This is a genomic window from Magnetospirillum sp. XM-1, assembly GCF_001511835.1.
Classification (GTDB): Bacteria; Pseudomonadota; Alphaproteobacteria; order Rhodospirillales; family Magnetospirillaceae; genus Phaeospirillum.
Genome location: NZ_LN997848.1, coordinates 2,031,053 through 2,045,623 on the forward strand (window position 1 = coordinate 2,031,053; position 14,571 = coordinate 2,045,623).

The window sequence follows — 14,571 nt, forward strand, 5'->3', positions numbered from 1 at the left end:
GGGGACCTTGCGATCCCCGGGGTGTGTAGGGTGGAGTAAAGTGTCTTAGTAGATATCGTGCTGCGTGTTGTACACGTTGAACTTGCCGGTCGGGGTGATCAGCTTGGGATCCTTGATCACGGCCTTCAGCTTACGAGTCTTGTCGTCCATGATGACGATGGCCGACGGGTCGGTCTTGCCGGCCCAGATCGAGAACCACACTTCATCACCCTTCTCGTTGTACTCGGCGTGCACCGCGCGCTTCACCGCCTTGGTCTCCGGCAGCTCGGCCAGCTTGGCGATGTTGATCACTTCCGGGCCCTTGTCGAGGTTCTTGATGTCGTACACGGTCACCGACTCGGCGGCGGCCGCTTCCGGCATCAGCGGGGCGTCAGCCCACAGGTTGTTCGACTTGGGGTGGGTCTTGACGAACAGCGAACCAGCGCCGTGGTTCTTCAGCTCGGCGACGACCTTCCAGGCATTGGCCTTGTTCTTGGCCGGATCCGTGCCGATCAGGGTGATCACGTCGGCACCGAGGTGCGAAGTGGCCCACACCGGACCGAACTTGGGGTGGTTGAAGTTGGCGCCGCGGCCCGGGTGGGGCTTGGACTTGGTTTCAACCAGGGCGGCCAGCTTGCCTTCCTTGGTATCGACGACGGCCACCTTGTTGGAGGCGTTGGCGGCGACCAGGAAGTAGCGCTTGGAGGCGTCCCAACCACCGTCGTGGAGGAACTTGGCCGACTCGATGGTGGTCTCCTTCAGGTTCTTGATGTCGGAGTAATCCACCAGCTTGATCAGGCCGGTTTCCTTGATGTTGATGACCCACTCGGGCTTGATCATCGAGGAGACGATCGAGGCCACGCGCGGCTCGGGATGATACTCGCCGTCGACGGTCACGCCGCGGGTCGAGACGATCTTGAGCGGCTTCAGGTCGGCGCCGTCCATGATCACGTATTGCGGCGGCCAGTAGGTGCCGGCCACGGCGTACTTGTCCTCGAAGCCCTTGAACTTGGAGGTGTCCACCGAACGGGCGTCCATGCCGGTCTTGATGGTGGCCACCACGGCGGGGGTCTCCATCCACAGGTCGATCATGTCCAGCTTGCCGTCGCGGCCGATGACGTAAACATAGCGGCCCGAAGCGGACAGGCGCGAGATGTGCACGGCATAGCCGGTCTTGATGATGGTCCAGATCTTCTTGGTGTCGCCGTCGATGAGGGCGATTTCACCGGAGTCACGCAGGGTCACCGAGAAGACGTTCTTCAGGTTGACCTTGTTCATCTGCTTCTTGGGACGGTCTTCCGGCTTCACCGTGACCTTCCAGGACGCAGTCATTTCCTTGATGCCCCATTCCGGCGGAACGTCGGGGGTCATCTGGATGTAGGTGGCCATGTTCTTGATTTCATCCTTGGTCAGGATGTCATCGAAGTTCACCATGCCACCATCGGTGCCATTGGTCAGAATCTTCTCGAGGCGGGCCTGACCAAGCTTGGTCGTGTTGGCCGGCTCGAGGTTCTTACCAGTGGCGCCCTTGCGCAGCACGCCGTGGCAGCCGGCGCAACGCTCGAAGTAAATCTTCGCGCTGGCATCCTTGGCTTCCTTGCTCAAGGTCGCTTCCTGCGCCATCGCGGCACCACCCATCGCGAACGGCAGCGCCGTCAGCAACAATGCGTTCCGAACACCCTTCCACATACGGCAACCCTCCCTAGATACGTCAAACTACACCGTGGCCGGACCCTTCACGTGGGCGGCGACCAAAGCAATAAAGGTCCGGGTACAATGGCCTTCCAAGGACGGCTGGGATGTGACTATCGTCAAATTCCGTCGAGGAAAGTCTTGAAAGCAGGCCTCAGTGCATCTCAACCGCGGCCGCCTGCGGCTTCGAAGCAGGCGCGGCGCAACAGGTCTACATCGTCTATCCGGACGGCATTGCCGGAAGTATGGACTCCCAGCACGCGCAGCCGGCCCAGCACGCGCGACAGGCTTTCGCGGCGGATGCCCACCCGGCTGGCCAGGACTTCCTTGTTGAAGGGCAGCAGTACCTCGACCCGCCCCTCGGCGGCCGGCGCCTGGGCAAGGAGGAACTCGGCCACGCGCTGCCAGGGGGTCAGGCCCTTGAGATCGGAAATCTCGCTGGCCAGGCGGCGGTTCCACTTGGCCAGGGCGGCCAGCATGCGGTAGGCCAGGGCGTGGTCGGAATGAAGGGTGTAGAGAAAGGCGCGGCGCCCGACCCGGATCAGGGTGGCGTCCTCGATCACCTCGGCATGCAGGGGGAAACGGCCGGTGGACAGCATGGCGGCCTCGGCGAACGAGGTGCCGGGGCCAAAGATCTCGACGATGCTTTCCCGTCCGTCCTGGGCCAGGGCGAACAGCTTCACCGCCCCGTCGAGCACGATGTAGAAGCAGTCGGCCTCGTCGCCGGCTCCGAACAGCAAGGTGCTGCGCCGGCGCGCCACCGTGGCCGAATCGGCCAGCAGGCGGTTGAGCACGTCGGGCAGGATGCCGTCGAACAGCGGCAGCGCCGCCACCACCTCCTGGGCGCTGCGCGAGCCCTTGAAGACCCGCTGCGGCGTGGTCAGCGTGCGGTCGCAATCGGCGGTGGGGCCTTCGCAGGACGGTCGGCACGGGCACGACACGGGGCCGCCCGTCGCCTTCGCTTCCTCGGGGCCGCTAGGCGGTGAACGCAGCGCAGTCGCCATAATTCCTCAGCGTCGCCACATCGGCGATCTCTACCTTGTCGGTGCGGCTGGCCACCACACCCTTGTCGCGGAGTTTGGCAAAGGCCCGCGACAGGGTCGCCGGGTCCATGCCCAGGTGATCGGCCAGATGCCGCTTCTCGTAGGGCAGCCGCACCACCGCCTTGCCGGTGGCGTCGCCGGCCAGGGCCAGCAGATAGCTGGCCAGGCGTTCGGCGGTGGACTGCATCTTCAACTCGGTAATCTCGCGCACCTGTTCGCGCAGGTTGCCGGCCATGGCCGAGATCATGGCGATGGCCACGTCGAAATGGGATTCGAGATAGCCCATCAGCGTGCCGGCCGGCATGGACAGCAGGGTGACCGGTCCGGCCGCCCGGGCGGTGGCGGCGTGGGGGGTGCTGGTCAGCACCGCCTCCTCGCCGGCCGTGTCGCCCGCCGACAGCCGCAATTGCGGCGCCGAGGCCGAGGCGTCGATCAGCACTTCGCCGGACAGCACCAGGAACAGGAAATCGGGGGGCGTGCCCTCGGCGAACACCACGTCGCCGTCGTCCAGGCTCAACGTGCCGTGGCCGTCCAGCAGGACGGCGGCGTCCCCAGCCGGAACCGCTGAGAACAGCAGGCTTCGCCTCATCGCGCACACGGTGTCGGAGTTCATCGTCCCTCCCGCCGCCGGGGTGCATTCGCCGATGTCGCCCCCGAACTTTCATTATCATCTCTCTAAATAGAGTCGGGCGACTTGATCTTGGTTAAGGGGGCGGCGGGGCGGAAAGGAGCCGCGGCATTGGCGGCTCAACTTAATTAAGTAATTCTAATATTTATGAAGCCCAGCAAATCCAAGGTAAATTGATCAAGATCACGTCGATTGCCTGGGCCAATGATTACAGTCCGTCACATTCCGGGGCCCGAGCTGTTTTCCGGAAGGGCGCCCGCGCGAGCGGGATTGGGGCGCAGCGCGGGCCTGACCGGACATGTGTCCGGGATGCCGGGGCCTTGGTTCAGGCCCTGTGTCCCGATCAATCATTGTCCAAGGTCAAGTCGGGAATCGGTCCCCCGTGGTATCGGTTCCGCTTGAGGGTGGACAACTAGGGTACGCTGGGGAGCGCAATGGCTACTGAATCCTTGCTCGGAAAACTGCTGAGGATGAAAATCCTGGGTGCGTCGCTGTTCGGCGCCGGGGTGATCTTCGTCGGCGGCATCATGTTCTGGGGCGCCTTCAACACGGCGATGGAAGCCACCAATACGCTTGGCTTCTGCATCAACTGCCATGAGATGAAGGACAACGTCTACCAGGAGTACACAAAGACCATCCACTACACCAATCGTTCCGGTGTGCGGGCGGCGTGCTCCGACTGTCACGTGCCCAAGGACTGGGTCCACAAGTTCGTCCGCAAGATTCAGGCCAGCGGCGAAGTGTTCCACTGGCTGATGGGGACCGTCAACACCCCCGAGAAGTTCGACGCCAAGCGCTACCAGCTGGCCAAGCGCGTCTGGGCGACCATGAAGAGCACGGATTCGCGGGAATGCCGCAACTGCCATGCCTTCGACCAGATGAATCCCAACCTGCAGAAGCAGCGCGCCAAGAAGCAGCACGAGAACGCCCAGGCCGAGGGCGGCACCTGCATCGACTGCCATAAGGGCATCGCCCACAAGCCGGTCCACCACCTGCTGGAGCAGGAGGAGGAGCAGAAGGCCGCCGAGGAGGCCAAGAAGAAGGCCGAGGCCGACGCCAAGAAGGCCGCTTCCGCCACCGCCGCCGCTCCTGCCGCCGCTCCCGCTTCGGCTCCGGCCGCCGCGCCGGCCACCGGCGGCGCCCAGTTGCCCCCCGTCACCGGCAAGGCCGTGGACTGGAGCAAGGCTGCCGAGACCAAGACCGTGCTGTTCTATCCCGGCCAGACCGCCATCGAGTGGGTGCTGACCGGTACCGATCACGGCGGCACCCGCGCCTTCAAGAAGGGCGACCGCTGCTTCGAGTGCCACAGCAACGAGACCGCCGACATGGGCGCCAAGATGGTGTCCGGCTCCAAGGCGGAAAAGACCCCCATTCCCGGCAAGCGCGCCGCCATTCCGCTGTCCATCAAGGCGGCGTATGACGCGGACAACCTGTACATGCGCTTCGAGTTCCCGGCCGGCCCGCACAACGAAGTGCCGTTCGTCAAGGGCGGCAAGATGGACCCGGACAACGAGGTCAAGGTCGCCATGATGATCGATGGCGGCAAGGTTGACATGGCGGCCCGCTCGGGCTGCTGGACCTCGTGCCATGCCGACGCCCGCGACATGCCCCAGGCTCCCGCCGCCCCCGGCGCGGTGCCCGGCATCGACACCTCGCACGGCTATGTCACCAAGTACGTGCCGGAAAGCCGGACGCAGTTCGACACCACGGCGCGCAACAACTGGGACAAGGTCAAGCCCCAGGCCGAGCTGGATGCCCTGCTGGCCGGCGGCACCTTCCTCGACCTGACCCGCTGGAAGTCCTCGGGCGCCTCGGAGCAGGGCTACATCCTGGCCGACCGCGTGCTGAAGCCCGGCAACGACGTGGCCTATACCGGCAAGAAGGAAGGCGACAAGTGGGTGGTGACCATGATCCGCCGTCTGAAGGCGACCCAGCCGGGCGAGGTCACCCTGGTGCCGGGTCAGTCCTACAGCGTCGGCTTCGCCGTCCACGACGACTTCACCAACGGCCGCTTCCACCACGTCTCCGTCGACCTGAAGCTGGGTCTGGACGCCGAGGGTGAGATCAAGGCGGTCAAGATGTAGTCTGACCAAAGGACCGGATGCGGACGTGGGGACGTCCGCATCCGGTAATTCCAATCCTGGGAGGGATAAGCCGATGGGTAAGTTCGCGTTTCATGCCGCCGCGGCGGCTTTCGCCGTCTCCACCCTGGCGGCCGGTGCCGCCCATGCCGCCCCCAAGGCGGTCGGCTGGGACAGCGTTCCCGCTTCCGAAACCATACTGTTCTATCCCGGCCAGACTTCCATGGAATGGATCCTGACCGGCTCGGACCATGGCGGGGGGCGCGCCTTCAAGAAGGGCGACCGCTGCTTCGAGTGCCATTCCCAGGAAGCCCAGGACATGGGCACCAAGATGGTGACCGGCGCCAAGGCCGAGAAGACCCCCATCGCGGGCAAGCGCCCGGCCTTTCCGCTGAAGGTCAAGGCGGCCTATGATGCCGAGAACGTCTATCTGCGCCTGGAGTTTCCCGCCGGCTCCCATGCCGACGTGCCCTTCGCCAAGGGCGGCAAGCTCGACCCCGACAACGAGGTCAAGGTCGCCATGATGATCGATGGCGGCAAGGTGGACATGGCCGCCCGCTCGGGCTGCTGGACCAGCTGCCATTCCGACGCCCGCGACATGCCGACCGCGCCGGCCGCGGCCCAGCTCGGCGCCGCCAAGGGCATCGACACCAAGGCGGGCTACGTCACCAAATACGTGCCGGAAAGCCGTACCCAGTTCGATACCTCCAAGCGCGACAACTGGGACAAGGTGAAGCCCCAGGCCGACCTGGACGCCCTGTTGAAGGGCGGCGGGTTCCTGGAACTGCTGCGCTGGAAGTCGTCGGGCGCCGCCGAGCAGGGCTATGTCCTGGCCGAGCGCGTGCTCAAGCCCGCCACCGACTTTGCCGCCGTCGGCAAGAAGGAAGGCGCCAACTGGGTGGTGATCATGAGCCGCAAGCTCAAGGGCGGCCAGCCGGGCTCGGTGACCCTGGAGCCGGGCAAGAGCTACACCGTCGGTTTCGCCGTTCACGACGATTTCGCCAATGGCCGCTTCCACCACGTCTCCCTTGACCTTAAGCTCGGACTCGACGCCGAGGGTGAAATCAAGGCGGTGAAGCTGCCCTAGTCCTGTCGATGGAGGCCGGTCATGACGCGTCGATTCCTGCTGAACCTTCTCGGCGGCGCGGCTGTGGTCCTGACCGGCCTGCCCGCCTGGGCGGGCGAGACCGCCCGGGTCGGCATGGACAAGAATCTGTTCGTTCCCCAGGTGCTCAGGGTCAAGCCGGGCACCACGGTGGAATGGGTCAACGATGAAAAGCGCACCAGCCACAGCGTGTTCTTCGAGGCGGAAGGCCTGGCCGAATCCGACCGGCTGTTTCCGGGGGAGAGCTGGAAGCGGACCTTCGACAAGGCGGGCACCTATCCGTACCGCTGCGGACCGCATCCGGAAATGGTCGGAACCGTCGAGGTGGCGCCGTGAGCAACAGGGGGAATGAGGGCGACATGGCCGATGATGTGAGGCCGCTGGTTCATCTGGTGGGGGCTGGGCCGGGCGATCCCGATCTGCTGACGGTCAAGGCGCTGCGCCTGATCCAGTCGGCCGACGTGGTGGTCTACGACCGCCTGGTGGGCGACGGCATTCTCGATCTCATTCCGGCGGGCACCACCCGCATCTGCGTCGGCAAGGAGAAGGGCCGCCACCTGCTGCCCCAGGACCAGATCAACGACCTGCTGGTCAGTCTGGCGCGCCCCGGCCGCCGGGTGGTCCGTTTGAAGGGCGGCGACCCTTACGTCTTCGGGCGCGGCGGCGAGGAGGCCATGTATCTGGCCGGCTACGGCATCGCCACCGAGGTGGTGCCGGGCATCACCGCCGCCGCCGGCTGCGCCGCCGCCACCGGCATTCCGCTGACCCACCGCGAGGTGGCGCGCAGCGTCCGCCTGGTCACCGGCCATCTGAAGGAGGACCAGAGCCTCGACCTGGACTGGGCCCGTCTGGCCGACCCCTCCTGCACCCTGGTGGTCTACATGGGGGTGGGCACCACCGGATTGATCTCACAGGGACTGATCAATGCCGGCCTCGACCCCGCCACCCCGGTGGCGGTGGTGGAGAAGGGCACCACGGCGGCCCAGCGCGTCCTGCGCGGCACGCTCGCCGAACTGGAAGCCAACGTCGCCCGCTGGCAGGTGGAGCCGCCCGCCTTGCTGATCATCGGCAAGGTGGTCGCCCTGGCCGCCGAGCAAGAGGTCGCCGAGTGGTGCGGCGCCGTCGAGGCGTGAGGCTGGCAACGTTCCAATCTCTTGCTCAACGTCAAGCCAAAGCCGGGCCGGGAATGCTATTCCTCGCTTAGCCTGTGGGAGGGCTGAGGATGCGTATGCTTGGGGCACTGACGGGAGCGGTGGTGATGGCGTTGGCGGCGTGGCCGTCGATGGCTGAGGTCGCGCCTGCGCGCTCGGGGGGCGAGGTCGCGCCTTCGCGCTCGGGGGCCGAGGTCACGCCTGCGCGTCAGGCGAAACTGAAAGACATGGTGGACCAGGATTGCGGTTCGTGCCACGGCATGACCCGCCATGGCGGCCTGGGCTCGCCCTTGCTGGCCGAAGATCTGGCCAAGCTGTCGGCCGAGGCGGTGATCGAGACCATCCTGGAGGGGCGCCCCGGCACCCCCATGCCGCCGTGGAAGGCCATGCTGAGCCGCGAAGAGGCCGCCTGGATCGCCGCTTATCTGATGGGAGAGCAGAAATGAAGCGTCTTGCCGCCGCCCTGCTGGGCCTTGGCCTGCTGTCGGCCTGCCAGCCCGTGCTTCGCGGCACCGGTGATTTGGGGCTGGTGGTGGAGCGCGCCGACGGCCGCCTGATGGTGGTCGAGAACAGCACCTCCACCAAGCTGGCCAGCATCGCCGGGCTGGGCGATCTGTCCCACGCCGCCCTGGTCTATTCCCGCGACCAGCGCTTCGCCTATGTGTTCGGCCGCGACGGCGGGCTGACCAAGGTGGACATGCTGACCGCTTCCATCGCCGGCCGGGTCATGCAATCGGGCAATTCCATCGGTGGCGCCATCTCCCAGGACGGCACCCTGGTGGCGGTGGCCAATTACACGCCGGGCGGCATCAAGGTGTTCGACGCCGCCACCCTGCAACAGGTGGCCGACATTCCCGCCATCGGCGCCGACGGCAAGGCCAGCAAGGTGATCGGCATCGCCGACCTGTCGGGTAAGCGCTTCATCTACACGCTCTATGACGCCGGCGAGATCTGGATCGCCGACCTTTCGGACCTCAAGGCGCCGAAAATCACCAAGCACACCAATATCGGCAAGCTGCCCTATGACGCGCTGATCACCGGCGACGGGCGCTGGTACCTGGCCGGGCTGTTCGGCGAGGACGGCATCGCCATGTTCGATTTGTGGAACCCCGACAAGGGGGTGCGGCGCATCCTCGACCATTACGGCAAGGGCAAGGAAGCGCTGCCGGTCTACAAGATGCCCCATCTGCGCGGCTGGGCGGCGGCCGGCGACGAAATCTGGCTGCCCGCCATCGGTCATCATCAGGTGCTGGTGGTGGACAAGGGCAAATGGACGGAAAAGGCCCGGATCGACGTGGCGGGCCAGCCGGTCTTCGCCATGGCCCGGCCCGATGGCCGTCAGGTGTGGGTCAACTTCGCGGTTCCCGATTATTCCAAGGTCCAGGTGATCGACACCCAGACCAAGAAGGTGATCAAGACCCTCGAGCCGGGGCTGGCCATTCTGCACATGGAATTCACGCCCAAGGGCGAGCGGGTGTGGCTGTCGGCCAGGGATTCCGACAAGGTGGTGGTCTACGACACCGAGACCCTGGAGCAGGTGGCCGAGATGCCGGCCGTCAAGCCCAGCGGCATCTTCTTTACCAACCGCGCCCACAAGACGGGGCTGTAGGGGATGGACCAGATTGACCGGCGCCTGCTCAACGAGTTCCAGCAGGAGTTTCCGCTGGATGCGCGGCCCTATGCCGTGCTGGGCGAGCGTCTGGGCATCGACGAGGACGAGGTGATGGACCGTCTGGCGCGGCTGACCCGCGGCGGGTCCATCAGCCGGGTGGGCGCGGTGTTCCGTCCCCATACGGTGGGCGGCTCGACGCTGGCGGCCATGGCGGTGCCTGACCACCGGTTGGAAGAGGTGGCCGAACTGGTCAACGCCTTTCCCGAGGTCAACCACAATTACCAGCGCGAGCACCGGCTGAACCTGTGGTTCGTGGTGACGGCGCAGTCCAAGGCGCGGGTGGCCGAGGTGCTGGCCGAGATTGCCGCCGCCGCCGGGCTTGCCGTCCTCGACCTGCCGCTGCTCGAGCATTTCCACATCGATCTGGGATTCGACCTCAAATGGACTTGAGCGACCGCGATCACGCCCTGGTCTCGGCCCTGGCCGAGGGTCTGCCCCTGGTCTCCCATCCCTACCGGGCGGTGGGGGCGTCGCTGGGCATGGACGAGGCCGAGGTGATCGGGCGCATCCAGGCCATGCGCGACGCCGGGATCATCCGCCGCTTCGGCATTATCGTCCGGCACCACGAACTGGGCTTCAAGGCCAACGCCATGTCGGTGTGGAGCATCCCCGACGGCGAGGTCAGCGAGATCGGCCGCCGTCTGGGCGACGCGCCGGAGGTGACGCTGTGCTATCGCCGGCCGCCCCGTCTGCCCGACTGGCCCTACAACCTGTTCTGCATGATCCACGGTCGCGACCGGAGCGCGGTGGAGGAGACCATCGCCGCCCTGGTGCATCGTTTCGACCTTGCCCGATACCCCCATGCGGTGCTGTTCTCCACCCGGCGCTTCAAGCAGACCGGGGCGCGCTACGGGCGGCCCATCCCGCGGGCGGCGGCGGCGGAGTAGGGGGATCATGGACGACATCGACCGCGCCATCATCAATTCGCTGCAGGGCGGCTTTCCCATCTGCGATCAGCCGTTTTCCGCCATCGCCGAGCCCCTGGGCCTGACCGGAACCAAGCTGATGGCCCGTATCCGCAAGCTCCGGGAAGAGGGCGTCATCTCGCGCTTCGGCCCCATGTGGCATGCCGAGCGGATGGGCGGCGAACTGACGCTGTCGGCCATGAAGGTGCCCCAGGAGCGTTTCGAGGAGGTGGCGGACATCGTCAATTCCTTCCCCGAGGTGGCGCACAATTACGCCCGCGAGCACGCGCTGAACATGTGGTTCGTGGTGGCTACCGAAAAGCCCGGCCGCAAGGCCGAGGTGCTGGCCGAGATCGAAACCCGGACCGGCATTGCCGTCCACGACATGCCGAAGATCCAGGAGTTCTACGTGGGACTGAGGTTCGAGGCATGACCACCGCGCTGGACCCCATCGACCGCGCCATCGTGGTGGCCACCCAGGACGGGCTGCCCCTGGTGGACAAGCCCTATCACGAGGTGGCGCGCCAGGTGGGGGTTACGCCCGACGAGGTGATGAACCGCATGGAGCGCATGCTGCATGAAGGCGTCATCCGCCGCATCGGCGTGGTGCCCAACCACTACGCGCTGGGTTACAAGTTCAACGGCATGACCGTGTGGGACGTGGCCGACGAGGACATCGCCGAGGCGGGCAAGCGGGTGGGCGAGCTGGATTTCGTCAGCCATTGCTACCACCGGCCGCGCCATCTGCCCGACTGGCCCTATTCCCTGTTCGCCATGATCCACGCCAAGGAGAAGGCCGACGCCGACGCCCTGGTGGCCCGCGTCGCCGACGCCCTGGGTCCGCTGTCGCGCGGCCACATGGTGCTGTTCTCGTCGCGCATCCTCAAGAAGACCGGCCTTCGGCTGTAGGAGTTCGCCCGTGTTCCGCGTTTCCCAGTTCATGCACGAACTCGTCGCCCCCACTGCTGTGGGGCCGCGCCGCGATCCGCCCGGCCCGGTGGTGATCTGGAACCTGATCCGCCGCTGCAACCTCACCTGCAAGCATTGCTATTCCATCTCGGCCGACAAGGATTTCGCCGGCGAGCTGTCCACCGACGAGGTGTTCGGCGTGATGAAGGATCTGAAGTCCTTCCGCGTGCCGGTGCTGATCCTGTCGGGCGGCGAGCCGTTGCTGCGCCCCGACATCTTCGACATCGCCATCCGCGCCAAGGAGATGGGCTTCTATACCGCGCTGTCCTCCAACGGCACCCTGATCGATGACAGGATCGCCGACCGCATCGCCGAGATCGGCTTCAATTACGTCGGCATCAGCATCGACGGCATCGATTCCACCCATGACCGCTTCCGGGCGCGGCAAGGGGCCTTCGCCGAATCCATGGGCGGCATCCGCCGCTGCGTCGAGCGCGGCGTCAAGGTGGGCCTGCGCTTCACCATGACCATGGACAACGCCGCCGAGCTGCCCCAGGTGATCGACCTGATGGAAAGCGAGAAGGTGGCCAAGTTCTACTTCTCGCACCTGAACTATGCCGGGCGCGGCAACAAGAACCGCCTGGACGACGCCACCATGCAGGTGACGCGTAATTCCATGGACCATCTGTTCGACGTCGCCTGGGCCCATGCCGCGGCCGGGCGCGAGCGGGAGTTCGTCACCGGCAACAACGACGCCGACGGCCCCTATTTCCTGTCCTGGGTCCGGCGCAACCACCCGGACAAGGCCGACCACGTGGCGGGCAAGCTGCGTCAGTGGGGCGGCAACGCGTCCGGAATCAACGTCGCCAACATCGACAATCTGGGCGAGGTCCACCCCGACACCATGTGGTGGAACCACAAGCTGGGCAACGTGCGCGACCGGCCGTTCTCTTCCATCTGGCCTGATACCTCGGATGCGCTGATGGCGGGCCTGAAGGCGCGGCCCCGGCCGGTGGAGGGCCGCTGCAAGGCCTGCGCCCATCTCGATATGTGCAACGGCAACACCCGGGTGCGGGCCCAACGGGTGACCGGCAACGCCTGGGCCGAAGATCCGGGATGTTACTTAAGCGACGAGGAGATCGGACTGGCATGAAGGCTTCGTTGACTGCTGCAATCCTGCTGCTGGCCGCCCTTCCCGCCCTGGCCGCCGAGGACGCGCCCCGTCTCTACGCCGAGCATTGCGCCGCCTGCCACGGCGGCGACCGCCTGGGCGCCATCGGCCCGGCTCTGCTGCCGGAGAATCTGGGACGCCTGCGGAAGGCCGAGGCGGAAAAGGTCATCGCCCAGGGCCGCCCCGCCACCCAGATGCCCGGCCACGCCGACAAGCTGACGCCGGAGCAGGTCAAGGCGCTGGCCGATTACGTCTTCACGCCGCTGGCCGCCGTCCCCACCTGGGGCATGGCCGAGATCAAGGCGTCGCACGTGGTCAACGTCAACGTGGACCTGCTGCCGGGCAAGCCGCAGTGGAATGCCGACCCGCTCAACCTGTTCACGGTGGTGGAGACCGGCGACCACCATGTCACCATCCTGGACGGCGATTCGTTCAAGCCGCTGGTCCGCTTCCAAAGCCGCTTCGCCCTGCACGGCGGCGCCAAGTACTCGCCCGACGGCCGCTTCGTCTATTTCGCGTCCCGCGACGGCTGGATCACCAAATACGACCTCTACACCCTGCAGGTGGTGGCCGAGATCCGGGCCGGGGTGAACACCCGCAACGTGGCGGTGTCCCATGACGGCCGCTTCCTGATGGTCGGCAACATGCTGCCCCACACCCTGGTGGCGCTGGACGCCCGCGACCTTACGCCCATGCAGGTGATTCCGGTGGTGGGCGAGAAGGTGGACGGCAAGGCGCCCACCTCGCGGGTTTCGGCGGTCTACACCGCGCCCATGCGCTCCAGCTTCGTGGTGGCGCTGAAGGACATCCTGGAGGTCTGGGAGATTCCCTATGCCGACGACGCCGGCCCGGTGATGAACGGCTTCGTCCATTCCTACGAGAAGGGGCACGAGGAAGGCATCAGCCCCGAGGGCCGCTTCCAGGCCATCCGCATCCGGACGCCCGACTATCTGGACGATTTCTTCTTCGACCGCACCTACGAGAAGCTGATGGGGGCGTCGCGCGACGGCACCAAGGGCCTGGTGATGGACCTCGACATCAAGCGCAAGGTGGCCGAGATCGACCTGCCGGGCATGCCGCATCTGGGCTCAGGGATAATCTTCAGGAAGGACGGCCGCGACTACATGGCGACGCCGCACCTGAAGGAGGCGGTGATCAGCATCATCGACATGGAAAGCTGGAAGACGGTCAAACGCATCCCCACCCTGGGGCCGGGCTTCTTCATGCGCAGCCACGAGAACACCAACTACGCCTGGATCGACGTCTCCATGGGCAAGGAGAAGGACGCCATCCAGGTCATCGACCTTAACGCCATGGAGATCGTCAAGACGCTGCGCCCCGCGCCCGGCCGCACCACGGCCCATGCCGAGTTCGACCGCTCGGGTCGTCACGTGCTGATTTCGGTGATGGAGCAGGACGGCGAACTGATCGTCTATGATTCCGAGCGCTTCGAGGTAGTGACCCGCATGCCCATGAAGCGGCCGGTGGGCAAGTACAACGTCTTCAACAAGATCAATTATTCAAGCGGCACCAGCCATTAGCCGCCGGTGAGGGGGCCTCGTCACCCAGCAGGGTGGCGAGGCATCCTCCCCAGCGTCGGGCGAAATCCTCGCTATCGATGGAGGGCGGCGCCGGCTCGTAGGCCGCCACGTGCGGAATGGCCGGGCGGCGGATGGTGCGGCGAATCTCGAATTCGCGGGTTTCGCCCTCCTCGGCATCGGCATCGAACACGATCACCGCCAGCCGGGTGGGGTCCTGGGTCTTGATCACGTCCATGAACTTGTAGTCGTGCCACTGGCGGCCGATCCGCGCGGTCTCGCCGCTGGCCGTGGCGTCCATGGCGATCACCGCGTGGATGCCGCTGCCGTCCACCGGGGTTGACCACGAGGAATTGGCGATCAGCGATATCCAGGCGCCGAACGAACGGCCGGCCAGCACCACGCGGGAAAAGCCCTCGGCGCGGGCGGCGCGGGCCTGGGCGAACAGGGCCTTGCCCAGTTCATGCTCGCGCTTGAAGTCGACCGGCACCCGGTTGACCCGGATGGTCCAGCCCTCTGCTGCGAAGCGGGCCAGCACGGGCGGCGGCACATCTGGGGAATCCGTTCCGACGGTGTAGAGGATCAGGCGGTTCTCGGCCGAGGCGGGAGCGGCGGCGAGGAGGCAGAGCAGAGCCAGAAGGATGCGATTGATCATGGGCTCACCATGCCATCGGCACCTGACGCCAGCCTATCGGGC

The 14,571-nt window shown here is 65.9% G+C and carries 16 protein-coding genes; 12 read left to right on the top strand and 4 right to left on the bottom strand.

Translation table 11 applies throughout. The features are described from left to right. Positions 1-45 precede the first annotated feature (45 nt). The 3 genes from XM1_RS09460 to XM1_RS09470 form a co-directional block, all read right to left on the bottom strand. Positions 46-1,668 carry a nitrite reductase gene (locus XM1_RS09460; protein WP_068432955.1) on the bottom strand — a complete coding sequence of 541 codons (1,623 nt, stop codon included), beginning with the start codon at positions 1,666-1,668 and terminating at the stop codon, positions 46-48. Between the two features lie 167 nt (positions 1,669-1,835). Beyond that, on the bottom strand, positions 1,836-2,675 hold the full coding sequence (locus XM1_RS09465) for a Crp/Fnr family transcriptional regulator (protein ID WP_068432957.1): 840 nt from the start codon (positions 2,673-2,675) through the stop codon (positions 1,836-1,838). After that, entirely contained in the window at positions 2,647-3,327 is a 681-nt protein-coding gene (locus XM1_RS09470) for a Crp/Fnr family transcriptional regulator (RefSeq protein WP_068432959.1), read from the bottom strand. The genes XM1_RS09465 and XM1_RS09470 overlap by 29 nt, the downstream gene beginning before the upstream one ends. Before the next feature lie 485 nt (positions 3,328-3,812). Between XM1_RS09470 and XM1_RS09475 the strand changes: the two genes are divergently transcribed. The 12 genes from XM1_RS09475 (at position 3,813) to XM1_RS09530 (ending at position 13,877) form a co-directional block, all read left to right on the top strand. Next, the gene (locus tag XM1_RS09475) at positions 3,813-5,426 is read left to right on the top strand and encodes a NapC/NirT family cytochrome c (protein ID WP_231920754.1); all 1,614 of its coding nucleotides are present in this window, start codon (positions 3,813-3,815) and stop codon (positions 5,424-5,426) included. A gap of 73 nt (positions 5,427-5,499) precedes the next feature. After that, entirely contained in the window at positions 5,500-6,510 is a 1,011-nt protein-coding gene (locus XM1_RS09480; protein ID WP_082700435.1) for an ethylbenzene dehydrogenase-related protein, read from the top strand. 21 nt (positions 6,511-6,531) lie between these two features. After that, the gene (locus tag XM1_RS09485) at positions 6,532-6,864 is read left to right on the top strand and encodes a plastocyanin/azurin family copper-binding protein (protein ID WP_068432963.1); all 333 of its coding nucleotides are present in this window, start codon (positions 6,532-6,534) and stop codon (positions 6,862-6,864) included. 23 nt (positions 6,865-6,887) lie between these two features. Then, positions 6,888-7,661: a uroporphyrinogen-III C-methyltransferase gene (gene cobA / locus XM1_RS09490; RefSeq protein WP_068432965.1), complete on the top strand. Its 774-nt coding sequence runs from the start codon at positions 6,888-6,890 to the stop codon at positions 7,659-7,661. Between the two features lie 89 nt (positions 7,662-7,750). Beyond that, positions 7,751-8,125, top strand: coding sequence for a cytochrome c (locus tag XM1_RS23170; RefSeq protein WP_231920755.1), 375 nt, complete (start codon positions 7,751-7,753; stop codon positions 8,123-8,125). Continuing rightward, positions 8,122-9,288: a cytochrome D1 domain-containing protein gene (locus XM1_RS09500; RefSeq protein ID WP_068432968.1), complete on the top strand. Its 1,167-nt coding sequence runs from the start codon at positions 8,122-8,124 to the stop codon at positions 9,286-9,288. Before XM1_RS23170 ends, XM1_RS09500 begins: the two co-directional genes overlap by 4 nt. Before the next feature lie 3 nt (positions 9,289-9,291). Further along, on the top strand, positions 9,292-9,741 hold the full coding sequence (locus XM1_RS24505) for an AsnC family transcriptional regulator (protein WP_068432974.1): 450 nt from the start codon (positions 9,292-9,294) through the stop codon (positions 9,739-9,741). Beyond that, complete coding sequence (locus XM1_RS24510) at positions 9,732-10,238, top strand: Lrp/AsnC family transcriptional regulator (RefSeq protein WP_068432976.1); 507 nt, start codon at positions 9,732-9,734, stop codon at positions 10,236-10,238. Before XM1_RS24505 ends, XM1_RS24510 begins: the two co-directional genes overlap by 10 nt. A 7-nt stretch (positions 10,239-10,245) precedes the next feature. Continuing rightward, positions 10,246-10,689, top strand: coding sequence for an Lrp/AsnC family transcriptional regulator (locus XM1_RS09515; protein ID WP_068432978.1), 444 nt, complete (start codon positions 10,246-10,248; stop codon positions 10,687-10,689). Continuing rightward, positions 10,686-11,165, top strand: coding sequence for an AsnC family transcriptional regulator (locus tag XM1_RS09520; protein WP_068432980.1), 480 nt, complete (start codon positions 10,686-10,688; stop codon positions 11,163-11,165). The genes XM1_RS09515 and XM1_RS09520 overlap by 4 nt, the downstream gene beginning before the upstream one ends. 10 nt (positions 11,166-11,175) lie before the next feature. After that, a complete protein-coding gene (nirJ, locus tag XM1_RS09525) occupies positions 11,176-12,318 on the top strand; it encodes a heme d1 biosynthesis radical SAM protein NirJ (protein ID WP_068432982.1) in 1,143 nt (380 codons plus the stop codon). Then, a complete protein-coding gene (locus XM1_RS09530) occupies positions 12,315-13,877 on the top strand; it encodes a nitrite reductase (protein WP_156428685.1) in 1,563 nt (520 codons plus the stop codon). Before nirJ ends, XM1_RS09530 begins: the two co-directional genes overlap by 4 nt. Here the strand turns inward: XM1_RS09530 and XM1_RS09535 are convergent. Beyond that, the gene (locus XM1_RS09535; protein WP_068432986.1) at positions 13,849-14,529 is read right to left on the bottom strand and encodes a hypothetical protein; all 681 of its coding nucleotides are present in this window, start codon (positions 14,527-14,529) and stop codon (positions 13,849-13,851) included. The genes XM1_RS09530 and XM1_RS09535 overlap by 29 nt on opposite strands. Between the last annotated feature and the right edge of the window lie 42 nt (positions 14,530-14,571).